The 19,672-nt window shown below is 67.4% G+C and carries 21 protein-coding genes; 10 read left to right on the top strand and 11 right to left on the bottom strand.

The window, feature by feature from the left end; all coding sequences use genetic code 11:
- Positions 1 to 281 precede the first annotated feature (281 nt).
- The 7 genes from rplI to ABQF13_RS04630 form a co-directional block, all read right to left on the bottom strand.
- Positions 282 to 740 (bottom strand): 50S ribosomal protein L9, encoded by a 459-nt coding sequence (gene rplI / locus ABQF13_RS04660; RefSeq protein WP_448391566.1) that lies wholly within the window; start codon positions 738 to 740, stop codon positions 282 to 284.
- Between the two features lie 22 nt (positions 741 to 762).
- On the bottom strand, positions 763 to 1,017 hold the full coding sequence (rpsR, locus tag ABQF13_RS04655; RefSeq protein WP_448391565.1) for a 30S ribosomal protein S18: 255 nt from the start codon (positions 1,015 to 1,017) through the stop codon (positions 763 to 765).
- Positions 1,018 to 1,055: 38 nt separating this feature from the next.
- Entirely contained in the window at positions 1,056 to 1,562 is a 507-nt protein-coding gene (locus tag ABQF13_RS04650) for a single-stranded DNA-binding protein (RefSeq protein WP_448391564.1), read from the bottom strand.
- A 77-nt stretch (positions 1,563 to 1,639) separates the two neighbouring features.
- Positions 1,640 to 1,930: a 30S ribosomal protein S6 gene (gene rpsF / locus ABQF13_RS04645; protein WP_448391563.1), complete on the bottom strand. Its 291-nt coding sequence runs from the start codon at positions 1,928 to 1,930 to the stop codon at positions 1,640 to 1,642.
- Positions 1,931 to 2,046: 116 nt separating this feature from the next.
- Positions 2,047 to 3,654 (bottom strand): glycosyltransferase family 87 protein, encoded by a 1,608-nt coding sequence (locus ABQF13_RS04640; RefSeq protein WP_448391562.1) that lies wholly within the window; start codon positions 3,652 to 3,654, stop codon positions 2,047 to 2,049.
- Positions 3,651 to 6,065: a transglycosylase domain-containing protein gene (locus tag ABQF13_RS04635; protein WP_448392004.1), complete on the bottom strand. Its 2,415-nt coding sequence runs from the start codon at positions 6,063 to 6,065 to the stop codon at positions 3,651 to 3,653. The genes ABQF13_RS04640 and ABQF13_RS04635 overlap by 4 nt, the downstream gene beginning before the upstream one ends.
- A gap of 145 nt (positions 6,066 to 6,210) precedes the next feature.
- Positions 6,211 to 6,654 carry a DUF5318 domain-containing protein gene (locus tag ABQF13_RS04630; RefSeq protein ID WP_448391561.1) on the bottom strand — a complete coding sequence of 148 codons (444 nt, stop codon included), beginning with the start codon at positions 6,652 to 6,654 and terminating at the stop codon, positions 6,211 to 6,213.
- Between the two features lie 88 nt (positions 6,655 to 6,742).
- On the opposite strand from ABQF13_RS04630, the gene ABQF13_RS04625 reads away from it, so the two are divergent.
- From ABQF13_RS04625 to ABQF13_RS04610, 4 genes are all read left to right on the top strand, one after another.
- Positions 6,743 to 7,609, top strand: a complete 867-nt coding sequence (locus ABQF13_RS04625; protein ID WP_448391560.1) for a DUF1707 SHOCT-like domain-containing protein — start codon at positions 6,743 to 6,745, stop codon at positions 7,607 to 7,609.
- A 162-nt stretch (positions 7,610 to 7,771) separates the two neighbouring features.
- Positions 7,772 to 8,317, top strand: a complete 546-nt coding sequence (locus tag ABQF13_RS04620; RefSeq protein WP_448391559.1) for a PadR family transcriptional regulator — start codon at positions 7,772 to 7,774, stop codon at positions 8,315 to 8,317.
- Positions 8,318 to 8,356: 39 nt separating this feature from the next.
- A complete protein-coding gene (locus ABQF13_RS04615) occupies positions 8,357 to 9,463 on the top strand; it encodes an inositol-3-phosphate synthase (RefSeq protein ID WP_448391558.1) in 1,107 nt (368 codons plus the stop codon).
- 83 nt (positions 9,464 to 9,546) lie between these two features.
- Positions 9,547 to 10,458, top strand: coding sequence for an Rv0045c family esterase (locus ABQF13_RS04610; RefSeq protein WP_448391557.1), 912 nt, complete (start codon positions 9,547 to 9,549; stop codon positions 10,456 to 10,458).
- 28 nt (positions 10,459 to 10,486) lie between these two features.
- Here the strand turns inward: ABQF13_RS04610 and ABQF13_RS04605 are convergent, their stop codons facing one another.
- Positions 10,487 to 10,732: a hypothetical protein gene (locus ABQF13_RS04605; RefSeq protein ID WP_448391556.1), complete on the bottom strand. Its 246-nt coding sequence runs from the start codon at positions 10,730 to 10,732 to the stop codon at positions 10,487 to 10,489.
- Positions 10,733 to 10,817: 85 nt separating this feature from the next.
- A complete protein-coding gene (locus ABQF13_RS04600) occupies positions 10,818 to 12,002 on the bottom strand; it encodes an aminoglycoside phosphotransferase/kinase family protein (RefSeq protein WP_448391555.1) in 1,185 nt (394 codons plus the stop codon).
- 74 nt (positions 12,003 to 12,076) lie between these two features.
- Between ABQF13_RS04600 and ABQF13_RS04595 the strand changes: the two genes are divergently transcribed.
- Genes ABQF13_RS04595 through ABQF13_RS04575 form a run of 5 tightly spaced genes read left to right on the top strand, consistent with a single transcriptional unit; the run spans position 12,077 to position 16,653 of the window.
- The gene (locus ABQF13_RS04595; RefSeq protein ID WP_448391554.1) at positions 12,077 to 12,868 is read left to right on the top strand and encodes an LLM class F420-dependent oxidoreductase; all 792 of its coding nucleotides are present in this window, start codon (positions 12,077 to 12,079) and stop codon (positions 12,866 to 12,868) included.
- A 60-nt stretch (positions 12,869 to 12,928) separates the two neighbouring features.
- Entirely contained in the window at positions 12,929 to 13,609 is a 681-nt protein-coding gene (locus ABQF13_RS04590) for a GntR family transcriptional regulator (protein ID WP_448391553.1), read from the top strand.
- A gap of 44 nt (positions 13,610 to 13,653) precedes the next feature.
- Positions 13,654 to 15,417, top strand: a complete 1,764-nt coding sequence (locus ABQF13_RS04585) for an ABC transporter substrate-binding protein/permease (RefSeq protein WP_448391552.1) — start codon at positions 13,654 to 13,656, stop codon at positions 15,415 to 15,417.
- Complete coding sequence (locus ABQF13_RS04580; protein ID WP_448391551.1) at positions 15,417 to 16,154, top strand: amino acid ABC transporter ATP-binding protein; 738 nt, start codon at positions 15,417 to 15,419, stop codon at positions 16,152 to 16,154. The genes ABQF13_RS04585 and ABQF13_RS04580 overlap by 1 nt, the downstream gene beginning before the upstream one ends.
- 55 nt (positions 16,155 to 16,209) lie before the next feature.
- The gene (locus ABQF13_RS04575; protein ID WP_448391550.1) at positions 16,210 to 16,653 is read left to right on the top strand and encodes a MarR family winged helix-turn-helix transcriptional regulator; all 444 of its coding nucleotides are present in this window, start codon (positions 16,210 to 16,212) and stop codon (positions 16,651 to 16,653) included.
- A gap of 3 nt (positions 16,654 to 16,656) precedes the next feature.
- Here ABQF13_RS04575 and ggh read toward each other — a convergent pair whose 3' ends face one another.
- Positions 16,657 to 17,997, bottom strand: coding sequence for a glucosylglycerate hydrolase (gene ggh, locus ABQF13_RS04570; RefSeq protein WP_448391549.1), 1,341 nt, complete (start codon positions 17,995 to 17,997; stop codon positions 16,657 to 16,659).
- A 54-nt stretch (positions 17,998 to 18,051) separates the two neighbouring features.
- Here ggh and ABQF13_RS04565 point away from each other — a divergent pair, with 54 nt between their 5' ends.
- Entirely contained in the window at positions 18,052 to 18,723 is a 672-nt protein-coding gene (locus ABQF13_RS04565) for an SDR family oxidoreductase (RefSeq protein ID WP_448391548.1), read from the top strand.
- A gap of 20 nt (positions 18,724 to 18,743) precedes the next feature.
- Here the strand turns inward: ABQF13_RS04565 and ABQF13_RS04560 are convergent, their stop codons facing one another.
- The gene (locus ABQF13_RS04560) at positions 18,744 to 19,625 is read right to left on the bottom strand and encodes a PDDEXK-like endonuclease domain-containing protein (RefSeq protein ID WP_448391547.1); all 882 of its coding nucleotides are present in this window, start codon (positions 19,623 to 19,625) and stop codon (positions 18,744 to 18,746) included.
- Between the last annotated feature and the right edge of the window lie 47 nt (positions 19,626 to 19,672).

Here is a 19,672-nt window from a genome sequence, read left to right as displayed (position 1 = left end):
TGTTGACGGCCTGGGGAGAACCTGTGGACTAACGTCTCCGTTGAATACATTTGCGCAGTTAAGCGCACCACAGGTGGGGCGTGGATCTGTGGATGACAATTCGTTCGGCGTGTCGGGTCGGGTTGCCGTCTCGGGCGTGTTGAGTATCGTCCCGACGGCGCGGAGGTTAACAGCCGGTTATCTTCGCTGTGACGCGATGGGCCCGCAAAGTTCGCCAGCGCATACAGCAACGACCGGGTGAAGGCCGATCAAGCCCTCACCCGGTCTTATTGACGCTGGTGCTAGTCCGCGGCGACGACGTTCAGCGACACCGAAGCACCCACCTCGGGGTGCAGCCGCACCTCGATCGGATGGGTGCCCGTCGTCTTGATGTGTGCCTTGGGCAGCTGGACGGTGCGCTTGTCCAGGTTCGGCCCGCCGGCGCTCTTGATGGCCGCGACGACGTCTGCAGCCGTCACCGAGCCGAACAGCTTGCCGGTGTCCGGAGCGGCCTTGACCGACAGCTCCACCGCGCCCAGGCCCTCGATGGCGGTCTTCAGCTCGCCCGCATGCTCGAGGCTCTTGACGCTCTTGGCTTCCCGGGCCCGCCGGATCGCCTCGGCCTGTTTCTCCGCGCCCCGGGTGGCCACGATGGCCAGCTTGCGCGGCAGCAGGAAGTTACGGCCGTAGCCGTCCTTGACCTCCACGATGTCGCCCGTCGTACCGAGGTGGTCGACGTCAGCGGTAAGAATCAGTTTCATTCTCTAGTCCTCTTATCGCGGCTTATCGCGCCGACGAGCTGAACGGCAGCAGCGCCACCTCGCGGGCATTCTTGACCGCGACGGCGATGTCACGCTGGTGCTGCACGCAGTTGCCGGTCACGCGGCGCGCGCGGATCTTGCCGCGCTCACTGATGTAGGTACGCAGCAGCGCGGTGTCCTTGTAGTCGATGTCCTGCCCCTTCTTGGAGCAGAACACGCACTTGCGAGTCTTGACCGGCTTCTCGGGAGCCGGGCGGCGTTTGTTGCTCTTGGCCATGTGTCTCTATCTCTTCTCGATATTGCTGATCAGTTTGGTTAGAAGGGCGGCTCGTCGTCGTTGCCGGCGAAGGAGCCGGTCGCGGGCGCGCTGCCCCACGGGTCGTCCTTGGGCTGTTCGGGCTGGCGGGAGCCTCCGCCGCCGCCACCACCACCGAAGCCGCCGCCGCCCCCGCCGCTGCGGCTGGCCTTGTTCACCTTGGCGGTCGCGTACCGCAGCGATGGGCCGATCTCGTCGACCTCGAGCTCGACCACGGTGCGCTTCTCGCCTTCGCGGGTCTCGAAGGACCGCTGCTTGAGGCGGCCCTGCACGATCACCCGCGCACCGCGGGTCAGGCTCTCGGCCACGTTCTCGGCGGCCTCGCGCCAGATGTTGCACCGCAAGAACAGTGCTTCGCCGTCTCTCCACTCACCGCTTTGGCGGTCATAGATACGCGGCGTCGACGCGACCGTGAAGTTGGCGACAGCTGCACCCGATGGGGTGAACCGCAGTTCCGGGTCGGCGGTCAGATTTCCAACGACGGTGATGATGGTGTCACCAGCCACGAGATCCTCCTATTTGGGCGGCTTACTGGGCGCGAGCCTACGGAAGCGCTCCGACGTGTACAGCCTCTTCTTCGGGACTAGTGCTTGTCGGTCCGCATCACCTTGGTCCGCAGCACGGACTCGTTCAGGTTGAGCTGGCGATCCAGCTCGGACACGGTCGCGGGCTCAGCCTTCACATCGATGACGGCATAGATGCCTTCGGCGTGCTTGGCGATCTCGTATGCGAGCCGGCGTCGGCCCCAGATGTCGACCTTGTCGACGCTGCCGCCGTCCTTGCGGACCACGTTGAGGAACGCTTCCAGCGACGGAGCTACGGTGCGTTCGTCAAGGGTGGGGTCGAGGATGACCATGATTTCGTATGGACGCATGAAGACCTCATCACCTCCTACGGTCTAATCGGCCACGGACGTTCCGTGACAGGAGGGTCGCCTGCGTCGGCAACCGGCCCAGGCTACAGGAACCCGCGCTGATCTGCGAAACCGAGCTACGACGCCGACGCGGCGACGCTCACCCGCGAGCGCTCCGGCCGCAGCCAGTCCGGCAGCCACGACGGCGGCGCGTCCGGCGCCCCGTCGAACACCCCGCCGGCCGGGTCGTCGACCTCGCCGCGGGCCCGCACCAGGTCCAGCTCCGGCCGGTAGATCTGGCGGATCACCAGCGCGCACAACGCGATCACCGCGATATCACGCAGCAACACCGTGGTGGTGAACCACTGCTCGGGCAGGCCGCCGTTCTGCTCGCCGTAGAGGTACAGCATCCGCGGCACCCACACCAGCGCGTCGATCGTCATCCACGCCAAGAGCACCCGCCGATGCGGCAACGCCAGCACCGCCAGCGGCACCAGCCACAGCGAGAACTGCGGGCTCCACACCTTGTTGGTCAACAGGAACGCGGCCACCACCAGGAACGCCACCTGCATCACCCGCGGCCGGTGCCGCGCGGTCAGCGCGATGTAAGCGATTGCGACACAACACGATAGAAACAGGATCGCGGAAACGATGTTGGTCACCGTCGGCGGTTCCCAGAAGCCGAGATCGGGATCGAAACCGCGCCAGCCGGTGAACGACTTCACCACGTTGTACAGCGAATCCATGTCGTCGCCGCGGCGGGTGTTGAGCCGGAAGAACTCCGACCACCCGCGCGGAAACAGCACCATGATCGGCAGGTTCACCACCAGCCACGCCACCACTGCCGCCACCGCGGCGCGTACGACCGCACGTACCTGGCCGGTGCGCACCGCCAGCACCGCCAACGCCCCGAGCAGCAGCACCGGATACAGCTTGGCCGTCACCCCCAGACCGATCAGCGCTCCGGCCAGCACGGGTTTTCGTCGCGCCCACGCCAGCAGCGCGCCGGTCGCGAAAGCCGTTGCCAGCGCGTCGAAGTTCGTGAAGATCTGGAAGATCAGCAACGGCGACGCCGCCACCAGCGCCGCATCCCAGACCCGGCGCGGCCCGGCCAATTGCGATGCCGCCCACACCGTGATCAGCCACGCCAGCGCCAACCCGAACGCGGCGATGTTGAAGAACATCACCACCTCGGCGATGATCGGCACCGACGCCACCTTCGTCAGCGCGGTGTAGGTCTTGGCCAACGACATCGACACGTACTGGTAGAGCCCGGTGAGCACCGGATACTCCATGTAGCGCACCGCGAGGTTGCCGTCGTACTGGATGTGCGGCTCACCGGAGGCGTCCTTCTCCACCCAGCTCGACTTGTACGGGAACTTCCCGAGATTCAACAGTTCCGCGGTGTACAGCGGGACGGTGTCGGAATAGCACAGCTGGTAGTACGCGCGCTGGTTGTCCCAGTTGCCGACCCGCTGATCGGCGGTGCCGGTGCCGGTGGTCTGCAGACACGCAGCCTTGGTCGCATAGCCCAGCGCGAGAAACACCAGCCCGAGGATCAACATCACCCGCAGCGGGGTCAGGAACCGTTGCCTGCCGATCAGGGCGTGCTTGCCGACCGGCCCGCCGATCACATCGGACAGCGCAGCGCCGACGGTGTCGGTGCGGCTGGGCAAGTCACGTTGGTCCAGGCTCCGCCGGTCATCTACCAGCGGAGCCGGTGATTTCAGGTCCGGCTCGGTCACGGAGGCGGAGGCGGGCCGGGCGGGGGCCCCGGGGCTCCCGGCGGCGGCGCGGGCCCGACAGGTGCGGGCTGGCCGGCGGGCGCAGGCGGACCCGGAGCGGGCTGACCAGCCGGAGCGGGCGGACCGACGGGCACGGTGGTGGGCGGACCCCACGGAATCGTAATGCCCGGTGCCAGTTCAAGAGTCGGCTGAATCACCGTCTGCTGCGACGGCGGAACGTCCGACGGTGGCGGCTGGTCTTCATCGGGAGCGGGGGTCCGCGGCGCGACCGGCGCCTGCGGCACACCGGCATAACCGCCGATCTCTTCCGGTTTGGGGAACGACTCGACCTCAGTGCCCTGGAGCGCACCGTCCATCGTGGCCTTCCAGATGTCCGACGGCAGACCGGAGCCGTAAACCGGTGAGCCCCATTGGTTCTCCAGCGGTTTGTCGCCGCCGGTGGTGCCCACCCACACCGCCGTCGACAACGACGGCGTGTACCCCACCATCCAGGCGTCCCGGTTGGCGCCGGTGTCGCCGAGCTGGTTGGTGCCCGTCTTGGCCGCCGACGGACGACCGCCCGCCAACGCGTGGCCGTTGGAGTACGCCGCAATCGGCTGCATCGCCGACGTGACGTTGTCGGCGACCTTCTTGTCGATGCGCTGCTCGCCCTCGGCGTCCTGCTGCGACGCGTCGAACAGCACCTCGCCCTGGGCGTTGACCACCTTCTGCACGAAGTGCGGTTTGTGGTAGACACCGGAGGCCGCCAGCGTCGCGTAGGCCGACGCCATGTCGATCACCCGAGTCTGGTACTGGCCCAACACGATTCCGTTGTTGGGCGGACCGCCCTGACCGTCCTCGGACAGGGTGTGCTCGACACCTGGGAAGCTCTCGGCGATACCGGCCTGGTGCGCGGCCTCGGCGACGTCTTCCGGGCCGTCCTCCAGCTTCAGCATCAAGCGGTAGTAGCTGGTGTTCAGCGAGCGCTTCAGCGCCTCGGCGATATTGCAGGTGCCGCAGCCGCCACCCTCGACGTTGGTGATCTTGATCCCGTTGACTTCCAGCGGCGAACTGTCGACCTGGGTGCCCAACCCCATGCCCTGCTGCAGCGCCGCCACCAGAGCGAACACCTTGAACGCCGACCCCGTCGGCAGCCCGGCCTGCGCGAAGTCGAACCCGTTGGCGTCGTCGCCGCCGTAGTACGCCTCCACCCCGCCGGTGCGCGGATCGATCGACACGACCGCAGTCCGCATCTCGGGATCCTGGCCCTCGAGATACTCCGCGGCCGCCTCCTCCGCGGCCTGCTGCGCCTTGGGGTCGATGGTCGTGGTGATCTGCAGACCCTCGGTGTTGAGCGTCTTCTCGTTGATGTCGAACAGGTCGAGCAGTTCCTGTTTCACCTGCCGTTCGATCAGCCCCTTCGGGCCGGTCGTCAGGTTCTGCGTACGCGCCAACTCCGGCGGCACCGTCTCCGGAAACACCTGGGCGGCGCGCTCGCCAGGCGTCAACGCGCCGATCTCGACCATGCCGTCGAGCACCCAGTTCCACCGGGCGGTGGCACCTTCGAGGTCCACCGCCGGATCCAGGCCCGACGGCCGCTGGATCAGCGCGGCCAGCAGCGCGCCCTCAGCGACCGTCAGGGCTTCGACCGGCTTGTTGAAGTACGCCTTGGCCGCCGCGGCCACGCCGTAGGAACCGCGACCGAAATAGATGATGTTCAGGTACGACTGCAGCACTTGGTCTTTGGACCACTCGCCGGACATCTTCGTCGAGATGACGAGTTCTTTGGCCTTGCGCAGCAGGCCGCCGATGCCGGCGCGTTCCGAACCCACCAGCGCGTTCTTGACGTACTGCTGGGTGATGGTGGAGCCGCCCTGCAGGTTCTCACCGGCGATGTTGTTCTTGACCGCCCTGGCGAATCCGGTGAACGAGAACCCCGGGTTGGAGTAGAAGTCGCGGTCCTCGGCGGCCATCACCGCGTTGCGCACATGCACCGGAATCTGGTCGATGTTCACATCGACCCGGTTGCCTTCCGGCGGAACGATTTTCGCCAGCTCACTGCCGTCGCTGGCCAGGATCGTGGAGACCTGGTTGGTCCGGATGTCACCTGGTTTGGGGACATCGACGATCAGGTAGGCCATCGCGAACGTCACCATCGGCAACACCAGCAACACGACGGCGGCCGCCAACAGGCCGCGGCGCACCCATGACCAGTTGACCGGCTTGCGCTGGCTGGGCCGCCGTGGCGGCGGTGGGCCTGCCGGCGGTTCACCACCGCCGGGTGGGCGCCGTGGCGGCGGAGGTGGCGGCTGTTTGGGCGCCGGGGTGCCGTCCAGCGCCGCCTTGACGGCGTCGATGGGATCACGCAGATGCGGTGGCGGCTGGTCGCGCACCGGCGGCAACACCGATGTGTGCCGATCGTCGGGCGGCACCGGTCGGGTGCGGTTGGCGGACGGCGCGTTCTCCGGCGGGCGATGCCGCCCGCCGCCGTCGGCCTTTCTGGGCTCGGGCTCGCTCACACCGTCAGCCTCGCGTCCCTTGCGGACATCGTTGACTGATCGGTCGGGTCGCCCTTCGCTATTCACTGGCCGTGCGCGCGCGCGCGCGCGCCGCCTGGGTGCTCCGCGATGCCCGCCGACCCCGGGACGGGCCTGTCGGCGGTACTTCGCCAAGCACATACGATTTGACCAGGTGATTCCAACTGCAGGTGCGGCATACCTCCACCACGTGTACCGAGAACTCGTCGTATCGGGACGCCAGCAGGACCAACTCCTCGGCGCTACGCGCCGAACCTGACACCGCGCCCAGGTGGTCACCGAATACCCACGAAACCAGGGTGAGCTGCTCCTTGCGACAGATCGGGCACATCACCGAGCTGGGCTTCCCATGGAACTTGGCGGCTCGCAGCAGATAGGGGTTGGCGTCACACACCTCGGAGACGCCGGTGCGCCCCGAGTAGACCTCCGCCAGCAAGGACCGCCGCCGAAGCGCGTAGTCCACCACCTGTCGCTGCAATCGCACGAGGACCAGAGTACGTCTCTGTGGGACAGACCGAGGCGCGACGTGCTTCGGCCCGCGCCATCGGAAACCATCTCTTACGATCTTCGACGTGGCTTCGGGCAGCTCAGGGTGGCGCACCTCGGGAATGCGGGCAAAAGACAGCGACCGCGCCGAAACCTGCCAGATTCTGGACACCGCCCTGGCCGACGGCCAGCTGTCGATGACCGAGCATGGCGAACGGGTGAAATCGGCCACTGCCGCGACGACGCTGGGCCAGCTGCAGGATCTGGTGGCCGATCTGCAGAACCCGAAGACGGCGCAGACCACGATGATCACCAAGGTGGTCAACCGGCAGGTGCCGCAGCCGGTCAACTGGGGTATCCGCGCCGCGGTGGCCGGTGTCCTGGTGGTCGTCGGCATCGCGATCGGCTGGGGGCTGTACGGCAACACGTCGTCACCGCTGAGCGGAGCCTCCGACCCGGGCGCCCAGCCCGACGGCATCACGCCCGTCGTGCTCACCCCGCCGCGACAGCTGCATTCGCTCGGCGGTCTGACCGGTCTGCTCGAGCAGATGCAGCAGCGCTTCGGCGACACCACCGGCTACCGGCTGACCGTCTACCCGGACTACGCCGTGCTGAGCCGGCCGGACCCGGCCGAGGACCGCCGCGAGCTCATCTACGCCTATCGCGGCGGCTGGGATGATCCGTCGTCGAGCTCCAGAAGTAGCCGCGCCACCGTGGTGGATCTGGGCCGCTTCGACGTCAAGACGGTCGTCGGTGTGCTGCGCGGGGCGCCGGAAACGCTGGGCATCAAGCCCGGCGACGTCACCAGCACCTATCTGAGCATCGACCCCGCCCGCGATCCGACCACGCCGGGGGAGCTGTCGGTGTCCGTCTACGTCTCCAGTGACTACGGCAGCGGCCATATCGCGATGGCGCCCGACGGCAGGGTCAAGCAGATCAGCTATCCGTCCTGATAGCGACGCACTTCCGGCCCTGATCGCGACCACGGGCGTCGGGCCGGCGTTCGCATTGGGGCCACCCGGAGTTCGCGACGAATATATCGGCGCGATACACTGGCCCGAGGTGTCGGACCGCCGTATCGGATCAGCTCGGATTTCTAGGAGGAGGTGTCCCGCGTGCTTGAACTGGCCATCCTGGGACTCCTGCAAGAGGCTCCGATGCACGGCTACGAACTTCGCAAGAGGCTGACGGGACTGCTCGGGGCGTTCCGCGCGTTCTCCTACGGCTCGTTGTACCCGGCGCTGCGCCGGATGCAGACCGACGGGCTGATCGCGGAGGATCCGGCACCGGACGGCACCCCGAAGATGCGTCGCGCCCGGCGCGTCTACCGGCTCACCGAGGCCGGCAAGCAACGGTTCGCCGAACTGGTGGCCGATACCGGCCCGCAGAACTACTCCGACGACGGGTTCGGCGTGCACCTCGCGTTTTTCAACCGGACCCCGGCCGAGGCCAGGATGCGGATCCTCGAGGGCCGCCGTCGTCAGGTGGAAGAACGCCGTGAGGGCCTGCGTGAAGCAGTTGCGCGGGCAAGTAATTCGATCGACCGCTACACCCGACAGCTTCACCAGCTCGGGTTGGAGTCCAGCGAGCGCGAAGTCAAGTGGCTCAATGAACTGATCGCGGCCGAACAGTTGGCGCAGAGACGCGCCGAGCAGCCGTAAGGCAGTTACCAAGTTAGTACGAAGGGAAGAGTTCGTGTCATGAGTGAGCACATCGGAGCCGGCGCGCCGGCGACAGACAACGCAGAGGTGCGGGTCGCGATTGTCGGTGTGGGTAACTGTGCGGCCTCGCTGGTGCAGGGCGTGCAGTACTACCAGGACGCCGATGAGTCGGCCACCGTGCCCGGTCTCATGCATGTGCGGCTCGGCCCGTACCACGTGCGCGATGTGAAGTTCGTCGCGGCGTTCGACGTCGACGCCAAGAAGGTCGGGTTCGACCTGTCCGAGGCGATCTTCGCGTCGGAGAACAACACCATCAAGATCGCCGACGTGCCGCCGATGAACGTCACCGTCCAGCGCGGCCCGACGCTCGACGGCATCGGCAAGTACTACGCGGACACGATCGAGGTGTCCGACGTCGATCCCGTCGACGTGGTGGCTGTGCTCAAGGAGAACAAGGTCGATGTGCTGGTGTCCTACCTGCCGGTGGGCTCCGATGACGCCGACAAGTTCTACGCCCAGTGCGCGATCGACGCCGGGGTGGCGTTCGTCAACGCGCTGCCGGTGTTCATCGCCTCCGATCCGGTGTGGGCCAAGAAGTTCGAGGATGCCGGGGTGCCGATCGTCGGCGACGACATCAAGAGCCAGATCGGTGCGACGATCACCCACCGCGTGATGGCCAAGCTGTTCGAGGACCGCGGTGTGCAACTGGACCGCACCATGCAGCTCAACGTCGGCGGCAACATGGACTTCCTGAACATGCTCGAACGTGAGCGGCTGGAGTCCAAGAAGATCTCCAAGACCCAGGCCGTCACCTCCAACCTGCAGCGTGAGTTCAAGACGAAGGACGTGCACATCGGCCCGTCGGATCACGTCGGCTGGCTCGACGACCGCAAGTGGGCCTACGTTCGGCTGGAGGGCCGCGCGTTCGGTGACGTGCCGCTGAACCTGGAGTACAAGCTCGAGGTGTGGGACTCGCCGAACTCGGCGGGCGTGATCATCGACGCGGTGCGCGCGGCCAAGATCGCCAAGGACCGCGGTATCGGCGGCCCGGTGGTGGCGGCGTCGGCATACCTGATGAAGAGCCCGCCGCAGCAGTTGCCCGACGACGTGGCCCGCACGCAGCTGGAAACCTTCATCCAGAGCTGACCTCTTCTTCTAGCGGTTTGTGGAGTCCTGCCCGCGCTGAGCGCGGCTGGGGCTCCACAGATCGCGTTTTGTACTGTTTCGCTGTGAGCGACATAAGCCCCGACGACGAACTGGCCTCACTCGACGAGTTCATGTTCCTCAAAGAGAATGCGCGCCAGGCCGGCGTCCAGACCGTACCGCCGGTCACCCGCATCGACTCCGGGCCGATCAGCGCGCTGAAGTTCGGCGAGGGACCGGCGCGGATCGTGTACCTGCACGGCGGCGGGCAGAACGCGCACACCTGGGACACCGTGGTCGTCGGCCTCGGCGAGCCCGCGTTGGCGCTCGACCTGCCGGGCCACGGCCGCTCGGCGTGGCGCGAGGACGGCGACTACGGGCCCAAGCTCAACGCGGTCACGATCGAACCGGTGCTGCGCGAGCTGGCGCCCGAAGCCGACCTCGTCGTCGGAATGTCGCTGGGCGGTTTGACCGCGCTGCGGCTGGCGGTGTCGGCCCCCGCGCTGGTGCGCCGGCTGGTACTCGTCGACGTCACCCCGTCGGCGCCGCAGCGCCACACCGAGTTGAGCGAAGACCAGAAAGGCACCGTCGCGCTGGTACAAGGTCCGCGCACATTCGAAAGCTTCGACGCGATGCTCGAACTGACCGTCGCCGCCGCACCCCACCGGGACCGGGAGTCGTTGCGCCGCGGCGTTTTCCACAACGCCCAACGCCTCGACGACGGCACCTGGACGTGGCGTTACGACGAGATGCGCAAGGGCGAGGGGTTCGAAGGCCTGTGGGACGACGTGCCCCGCCTCGAGGTGCCCACCACGCTGGTGCGCGGCGCCAAGTCGTTCTTCGTCAACGACGACGACGCCGACGAGTTCGCCCGTACCGCACCGGGTTTTCGCGATGTGCGCATCGTCGAAGATTCCGGCCACTCGGTACAGAGCGACCAGCCGGGCAGGCTGATCGAGATTTTGCGCGAGGTGCTGAACGAACAGCGGCGACGCTAGAAGCGCCGCCGCCGTCCTGCCCGTAACATCAGCTGTCCCAGTAGCTTCCGCTGTCGACGCTGTCGTAAAGACCGTGGAACTCCTGCGGGATGTTCAGCTGCACCGGACCCTCGATCTGCGGAACAGCGGCTGTTAGTTGGACATTCACGTCCGCCGGGTGCGCAGCCAGCGCGGCCGGTCCGGCGTCGGCGTGTGCGGCACCTGCGCCCGCGACCCCGAGTCCGGTGAGCGCGGCGCCCATGGTCAGGACCTTCCAAGTAGCCGTGCGTTTCATTGTGTGCTCCTTTTCCTCGTTTCCCCGACATGTCCACTGTCTCGCTCTGCGGTGAGGGCAGAAGGAGACCAAGATGAGCGCCTTCTCATCCGGCGCTCGCCAGCCATTTCTTCGCCAGCTCCAGGCGCGCGACGGTGTGCTCGCGCCACTGCGGATGCTGAATGCGGAACGGGCCGGTGGCCAGGCCGAGCAGCGCCGCGGCGGTGCGCTGGCGCAGCTGCCGAGGCGGCACTCGCCGATCGGCGTGGGCCAACACCTCGGCCGCGTACCGTCCCGCCGTCGGATGCCACCGGTCCTCCAGGTCCAGCCCCGACAGGTGCGCGATCAGCATCGCCCACTCGTCGATGCGTTCTCCGGGGCCGGCGGTGTCCAGATCGACCAACCCGGTGATCCGGGCGCCGTGGGTCAGCAGTTGACCCTCGTAGAAGTCTCCGTGCACCGGCACCACCGGCGCCGCCTCCTGCTCGACGGTGTGCAGGGCGGCGACGAGCTCAGCCAGCTCGGCCAGCACGTCCGGTTCGCCGGCGGCCGCCCAGCGCAGCGCGGCGGCGTTGTCGTCGACCAGCTGCAGGTGTGACCGTCGCCGCGGCATCGCCGTCAGATCGGCGGGCAGCGCGTCCAACAACGCCTCGAACGCGTCGGGCGCCGGCACATCGCCGCCGTCGGCAAGCACGTTTCGCAGCGCCGTCCCCGGCGCCTCGGGCAGCGCGATCAGCCCGTCCGGGGTGAACGCCGCCACCGGCGGGACGGGTAGGTGCGGGCTGGCCAGGTCGTGGCGGACGCGCAGCTGCGCGACGGCAGATGGGCGCAGCACCTTGAGGAACCATGTGCGACGGCCGTCGTGCACCTCCAGCACCGCGCGCTGCGCGGGCCGATACGCGCGTACCCGGACGTCGCTCACGTCCGTCGCGCTGAGGCCGAGGTGGCGCAGCACCCCCGCGTCGCTGGCCGCGGCCAGCGCAGGCAGCGCCGGGTCTTGGGGCCAACGCCAGATGCCGACCTCGACCGACTCGCCCAGATGTTCGCCGGCGACGACGGCCGCGCCGGCCGGGATGCGGCTGCCGGTCGTGGCGGCCAGGATCTCCGTCGTGCGGGTACCGTCGGCGCGACGCACCCCCGCCCAGTACATGACGGTGGCCGCGCCGCTGGGCCGCACGTTGACGTGACCGGGCTGCAGGTGTTCGAGTTTGCCGCCGTATTCGGTGAGGGCAGCCGTCAGCACGTCGGGTGCGTGCGGACCGAGCAGCAGATCCAGCGCGGGCGAAGTCATATCCCCAAGCCTGGCGTTTGCGGCGGAAACGCAGATGAGTGCGAAATGAGAGTGCTCTCATCTAACTTGAAACGGTGAGCTTCCCCATTCGCATCGGTGTGCAACTACAGCCGCAACATTCCCCGCAATACCGCCATATCCGCGACGCGGTCCGTCGCTGTGAGGACCTGGGTGTCGACGTCGCCTTCAACTGGGACCACTTCTTCCCGCTATACGGCGACCCCGACGGCGCGCACTACGAATGCTGGACGATGCTGGGCGCCTGGGCCGAGCAGACGTCGCGCATCGAGATCGGCGCACTGGTGTCGTGCAACTCCTACCGCAACCCCGAACTGCTGGCCGACATGGCCCGCACCGTCGACCACATCAGCGACGGCCGGCTGATTCTGGGCATCGGCTCGGGCTGGAAGCAGAAGGACTACGACGAGTACGGCTACGAGTTCGGCACCGCGGGCAGCCGCCTCGACGACCTGGCCACCGGGCTACCCCGCATCACGTCGCGGCTGACCAAGCTCAACCCGCCGCCCACCCGGCCGATCCCCGTCCTGATCGGCGGTGAAGGTGAGAAGAAGACGCTGCGGCTGGTGGCCAGGCACGCCGACATCTGGCACACCTTCAGCGGCAGCGCCGGCTACCCCCGCAAGGCCGAGGTCTTGGCGCGGCACTGCTCGGACGTCAGCCGAGATCCTGCCGCGATCGAGCGGTCGGCCGGAGTGTCGGGCAAGACGACCGACGAGCTGCTCGCCGAGGCCGACGCGCTGGCCGAACTCGGGGTCACGCTGCTGACCGTCGGCGCCAACGGTCCCGACTACGACCTCACCCAGGCCGAAGCGCTATGTCGCTGGCGCGACCGCCAGACGAGCTAGTCACCACCTCGCGTCGATCCGCTCCGGGCGCACCCGCTGCGTGAGACACTGTTGGCCGCGATGCCAAAGAAGTATGGGGTCAAAGAAAAAGACCTCGTGGTCTCGCATGTTGTCAACCTGATACTGACCGGCAAACTTCGCTCGGGTGATCGGGTGGACCGCAACGAGATCGCCAAGGAACTCGGGGTGTCCCGCGTGCCCATCCAGGAGGCCGTGGTACAGCTCGAGCACGACGGCATCCTCTACACCCGCTACCACCGCGGGGCGTTCGTCGAGGTGTTCGACGAGACCGTCGTGCGCGAGCACCACGAAATCTACGGCCTGCTCAACGGCATCGCCGCCGCGCGTGCGGCGACCGACCGCAATCCGGAGCTCATCGACGAACTCGACAGGCTGCTCGGCGTCATGCACAGCACCCGCCGTTCACGTGCCTTCAACGAGGCCGGCTGGGATTTCCGGCGGCTGATCAAGGAGCGGTACGCGGGCCCGCGGTTGCTGGCGCTGATCCAGGCGTCGCAGGCGCTGGTGCCTGAGGCGTTCTGGAGTGCATACACCGACAACCACGACGAGATGCTGCCGTTCTACGTACGCGAGGTCGACGCGATCCGCCGCGGCGACACCGCCGCGGCGCGCGCAGCCAACATCGACCGGTCCGACCTGATGGTCCGGATCATGCTGGCCGAACTGGTGCGCCGCGGTGTACTCGCCCCGTCCGCGCACCCGGCGTTGCATTCCAATTGACCTGACGTCGCCGTCGCCGGGCCGACGCTCGCTACGTTGCAGTAATGAAGACAACCGTCTTGGCGCTGATCGGGTTGTTGATCTTCACCTTGGGCCTGGCGCCGCCGGCACGGGCGCAAGTCGACCAGTGCGCGCCGCCCGGCGTCGAGAGCGCCAGCGCACTGCCCACCAACCTGGCCGCAGCTGCCAAGGGACCTGACGAAGACAGCTACACCACGGCCACCGTCGTGCCGCTGGACTCCGTCGACGTGGATGCGCTCGGACTGAGCACCCCGGGAACACTGACGGTCGGCACCCTTTCGGACGCCCCGCCGAGCATCTGCATCAACTCCGCGGGTCAGTTCACCGGGTTCGACAACGAGGTGCTGCGGGCCATCGCCGAGCGGTTGGGGCTGCAGATCAACTTCGTCGGCACCGAGTTCTCCGGCCTGCTGGCCCAGGTGGCCTCGCGCCGCTTCGACGTCGGGTCGTCGTCGATCACCACCACCGAAGCCCGCCGCCGCACCGTCGGTTTCACCAACGGCTACGACTTCGGCTACTTCTCGCTGGTGGTGCCCGCCGGCTCGGCCATCACCGGGTTCGGCGACCTGGCCGCCGGGCAGCGCATCGGGGTTGTACAGGGCACCGTGCAGGAGTCCTACGTCGTCGACACCTTGGGCCTGCAGCCGGTGATCTACCCCGACTACAACACCGTCTACGCGAGCCTCAAATCCCGCCAGCTCGATGCGTGGGTCGCGCCGTCGCAGCAGGCCGAGGGCACGGTGCAACCCGGCGATCCAGCCGAGATCATCGAAAACACCTTCAGCTTGGACAATTTCATCGCTTATGCGGTCGCCAAGGAGAACCAGTCCCTCATCGACGCGTTGAACGCTGGGCTGGACGCGGTGATCGCCGACGGCACCTGGGGCCGGCTGTACTCCGACTGGGTGCCGCGCGCGCTGCCGCCGGGGTGGAAACCCGGATCAAAGGCGGCGCCGGTGCCGCAGCTGCCCAACTTCGACGCGATCGCCGCGCAGCAACAGGAAACCGACACCGGCGGGCCGGTACAGCCGAAATCCACACTGGCGCAACTGAAGGACTCGTTCCTGGACTGGAACCTCTACAAGCAGGCCATCCCCGACCTGTTCAAGACCGGTCTGCCCAACACGCTGATCCTGACCGTGTGCGCCTCGGTGATCGGGCTGCTGCTGGGCATGGCGCTGGCCGTCGCCGGAATATCCCGAAGCCGCCTATTGCGCTGGCCCGCACGGGTTTACACCGACATCTTCCGCGGTCTGCCCGAGGTGGTCATCATCTTGCTGATCGGCCTGGGCCTGGGCCCGGTGGTGGGCGGGCTGACCGGCAACAACCCGTTTCCGCTCGGCATCGCCGCGCTGGGGCTGATGGCCGCGGCCTACGTCGGCGAGATCTTCCGCTCAGGCATTCAGAGCGTGGAGCCGGGCCAGCTGGAAGCCTCGCGGGCACTGGGCTTTTCGTATACCACGTCGATGCGGCTGGTCGTGGTGCCCCAGGGCATCCGGCGGGTATTGCCCGCGCTGATGAACCAGTTCATCTCGCTGCTCAAGGCATCCTCGCTGGTGTACTTCCTGGGTCTGGTGGCCGACCAGCGTGAACTGTTCCAGGTCGGCCGCGACCTCAACGCGCAGACCGGCAACCTGTCCCCGCTGGTGGCGGCCGGGCTGTTCTACCTGGCGCTGACCGTACCGCTGACCCATCTGGTGAACTACATCGACAACCGGCTGCGGCGCGGGCGGGCCCCGACCGAGGAGGACCCACTGGAACTGTCCACGTCACAAGAGATGATCTGATGGCTGCCTTCGAACCGGTATCTCTGGCCGCCAACGACATTCACCTGTCGTTCGGACCGAACTCGGTGCTGCGCGGGGTGCACATCGACGTGCCGGCGGGCAGCACCGCCGTCGTGATCGGGCCGTCGGGTTCCGGGAAGTCGACGCTGCTGCGCACATTGAACCGGCTCCACGAACCCGACCGGGGCGATATCCTGCTCGACGGGCGTTCGGTGCTCAACGACAACCCGGATCAGTTGCGTCAGCGCATCGGGATGGTGTTCCAGAACTTCAACCTGTTTCCACATCGAAGCGTGCTGGACAACGTGACGCTGGCGCCGCGCAAGCTCAAACGCCTCGGCGCCGACGAGGCCCGCGAACTCGGCATGGCGCAGTTGGAGCGGGTCGGACTACGGCACAAGGCCGACGTGCGCCCGACGACGCTGTCCGGTGGTCAGCAGCAACGCGTCGCGATCGCGCGCGCATTGGCGATGGCGCCGCAGGTGATGTTCTTCGACGAGGCCACTTCAGCGCTGGACCCGGAGTTGGTCAAGGGGATCCTGGCGCTCATCGCCGACCTGGGCGAAGACGGGATGACGATGGTGGTGGTGACCCATGAGATGGGCTTCGCACAGTCGACGGCCGACACCGTGGTGTTCATGGACCACGGGCAGGTCGTCGAGGCCGGTCGGCCCGAGCAGATCTTCGAGGCCGCCGAGACCGAGCGGCTGCAGCGGTTCCTGTCCCAGGTTCTGTGAGGTAATCGCCCGTCATCACAACTTGGCAGCCTCAGACAGGTTAGACTGACGAATTATGGCCGAGGTAGAACCGCAGGTCACGGAGTTGGCGGGGGAGTTGCAGCGGGTGCTCTCCCGGGTTTTCTCCGTGCTGCGCCGCAGCGACACCAACCGTGCGGAAGCCGGTGACCTGACGTTGGCGCAGCTGTCGATCCTGTTGACGCTGCTCGATCAGGGGCCGCTGCGGATGACCGATCTGGCCGCCCACGAGCGGGTTCGCACCCCCACCACCACGGTCGCGATCCGCCGGCTGGAGAAGCTTGGCTTGGTCAAACGCTCACGTGACCCCTCTGATTTGCGGGCGGTGCTGGTCGATATCACCCCCGAGGGACGGGCCCAGCACCAAGAGGCGCTGGCGACGCGGCGGGCGTACCTGGCCACGCTGCTGGGCAAGCTCAGCCCCGAGGATCTGGAGATGCTGACCAAGGCCATCGGCCCGCTCGAGCGCCTCGGCGAATAGCGCTCATCCCAGCCAGTCCAGTACCGCCGCGGCGGTCCACGACTGCTGCATGCTGCCCAGCGGTTCTCCGGTGAAGGGCTCGTAGTATTCGGCGAAGCTGCCGTCGCTGACTTGCCGCAGACCCTCCTTGCGCAACAGGCGGGCACGTTCGGCCCAGCCGCGCCGGGCGAAGCACCACCCGAACAGCCACGTCATCACCGGCCACACCGGCCCACGCCAGTACTCGCGGGCGCGGAAGTCCCGCGATACCGGCGACGTCGACGGCAGCAGACCGTATTTCAGGTCGGGATGCCCGCAGAACCGCGGGCCCTCCAGCAGCTTCACCAGGTGGCGTTCCCGCTCGTGCGGCAACCCGCCACACAGCAGCGGCGCGAACTGCGCGACCGTCTCGGTGGCCACCCACTCGCCGGCGCGGACATCGAAATCGCGTGCCGCGCCGGTTCTTTCGTCGGTGGCGTCGATCACGCCCGCCCGGAACCGATCGGCCCACGCGTACAGGTCGCGCACGTCGGCCGACGGACGTTTGTAGTCCTCGCCGATCTCGGCGAGCACGTCGCAGGCGACGGCGAGGATCGCCGAGACGAACACGTCCTCGACGGCGAAGCTCATCACCTTGGGCAGCAACTCGTCGTCGTAGCGGGCCAGCTTCATCTCCTCGAGTAGCCACAGATACCGGTCGTATTCGACGTCGCTGGGGCGTTGGCTGGCGTCGGTGACGATCGTGGTGTCCGCGCGCTGATACTCGGGCAGCGCGCCGGGAACAACGTTGGCGTAGGCACTGTCCCAGCGCGGCGAGTTGTCCATGCCGGACTCCCACCCGTGGTAGAGCGTGACCCTGCCGCGGGACTGCGGATCGCGGGCTTCGGCCAGCCAACGGTGCCACCGCACCAGGTTGTTCCAGCGGCGGTCCAGGAACGCCTCGGCGACCGCGCGGGTGGTGCGGCCGCGGGTGCGGGCGTTGTCGAGGATGCGCTGGACGGCGATGGCGTGCACCGGCGGTTGGGTGATACCCGAGGTGAGCCGGTTGCGCGGCGCGTGGACGGCCAGCGTCGACGTGGCCCAGCGCGCGGGGCCGGGAAAGTAGCCGTCGACCCCGTTGGCGAAGACGATGTGCGGGATCATCCCGTTGCCCCACTGCGCCGAGAGCAACGTGTCGAGTTCGACGACCGCGCGCTCGACGCTCAGCGGAGCCAGCCCGATCGCCACGAACGCCGCGTCCCAGCTCCACATATGGGGGTACAGCAGCGGCGCGGCCGTCGTCATCGTGCCCAGGTCATTGCCGCGCAGCAGGTAGGCGGCGCGGGCGGAGAGCTGCGTCGGGGCGAAGCTGTGGTCGGCGGGCATCCGTACCATGATGCGACGCGGGAGCGTGGTTCGCAGGTCGGTAGCGTTGACGACATGCCGACCGCAATGATCACGGGTGCCTCCCGGGGGCTCGGCGCGGCCGTCGCGGCCGCGCTGGCGCCGACGCACAGCCTGGTGTTGGCGGGGCGGCCGTCGACGCGGCTGGACGAGGTGGCCGCCGAGTTCGGCGCCGCCATCCTGGCCCTCGACCTGGCCGACACCGACACGATTCCCGACGCCGTCGCGGCCGTCGACGAACTCGACGTGCTGGTGCACAACGCCGGGGTGGCGTTTCCCGGGCGGGTGGCCGAGTCGACCGTCGATGAGTGGCGAACGAGTATGGAAGTCAACGTGATTGGGGCGGTGGCGCTGACGTTGGCGCTGCTGCCCGCGCTGCGGGCGGTCGGCGGGCACGTCGTGTTCGTCAACTCCGGTTCGGGTATCAACGCCTCACCCGGGTTGGCGTCCTATTCGGGCAGCAAGTTCGCGCTGCGGTCGTTCGCCGATTCGCTGCGCGCCGACGAGCCGTCGTTGCGGGTGACGTCGGTGCATCCCGGCCGGATCGCCACCGAGATGCAGGAGAGGTTGGTGGCCTACGAGGGCGGGCAGTACGACCCGTCGCGGTTCTTGTTGCCCGAGACGGTCGCGCGCGTCATCGCCGACGCGGTGTCGTCGCCGCCGGATGGGCACATCCACCAGGTGATCATCCGCCCACGCGTCCGGTGATTTCTGGTGATTTCGGTGCGCTAACCAGCGCGTATCGCTTGTTCGCGCACCGAAATCGCATGGCGGATGATTGCGATCACCCGTCGCGGATATTCGGTCAAATCCAGCCAGGTGAACCGCAGCACTTGCCAACCGAGCAGCGTGATGTCGTTTTGCCGGACTCGGTCGTGGTGAAAGTCGTCGGACGAACTGTGAAATGCCAACCCGTCCGTTTCGATGGCGACCTTCGCTGCTGGGAACGCGAAATCCACCTTGTATCCAGCCACGGGGTAGTTCGTTCTCCACCCGGTGACACCTGCCTCTCGAAACAGTTTGGCCAAGAGCCGTTCGGCTTCCGAATGGGCGCCGTCGGACGCGGCTTGCAACAGCCGACGTGCCGCCGGCGAACCGTATCGGCCCTTGTTACGCAGCTGCGCTCGCCATAACTCGCGTAGCTCGATGTCCTTCTGCAAAGCCCGGTCCATGATTTTGACTCCGCCGGGTCGCCGGATCGCAGCTTCCAGAACCGTCAACGCCGGGGCGGTCACGCGAAGCGCTCGCACGGTGACGATGTCGGTGGGGTCGAGGTCGCGTCGCCGCAGCCGACTGCCTTCGTGGCACCGACCGTGTCCGTTTCTCGGCATCGTGACGTCCACGATGTCCGGGGCGAATCGGGTCAAACCGTGCCACCATGCGGCGGCCAGGCCGCTCGCGACCGCCTGTTGGCCGTAGCCCCAGACCGTTGCGCGAATACGAGCGCCGTCGGTGAACGGGCGGTCCGCGACGAAGTACACGCCGCGACCGCATCGCTGCCACTGGCCTGCCCGTAGCCGGCGCTGAACCGCGTGCTCGCTTAGGCCCGCCGCACGTGCCTGGTCGAGCGTTATCACACCATCTTGGTCGCGCAGAAATTCGCTGAGCACATGAGTTTAGACGTTGGCCGGCGGCTCGGCGGTTCCACTCCCCGTGG

The sequence above is a fragment of the Mycolicibacterium sp. XJ879 genome (genome assembly GCF_053483935.1).
This window is presented reverse-complemented; position numbering and strand designations above follow the sequence as displayed.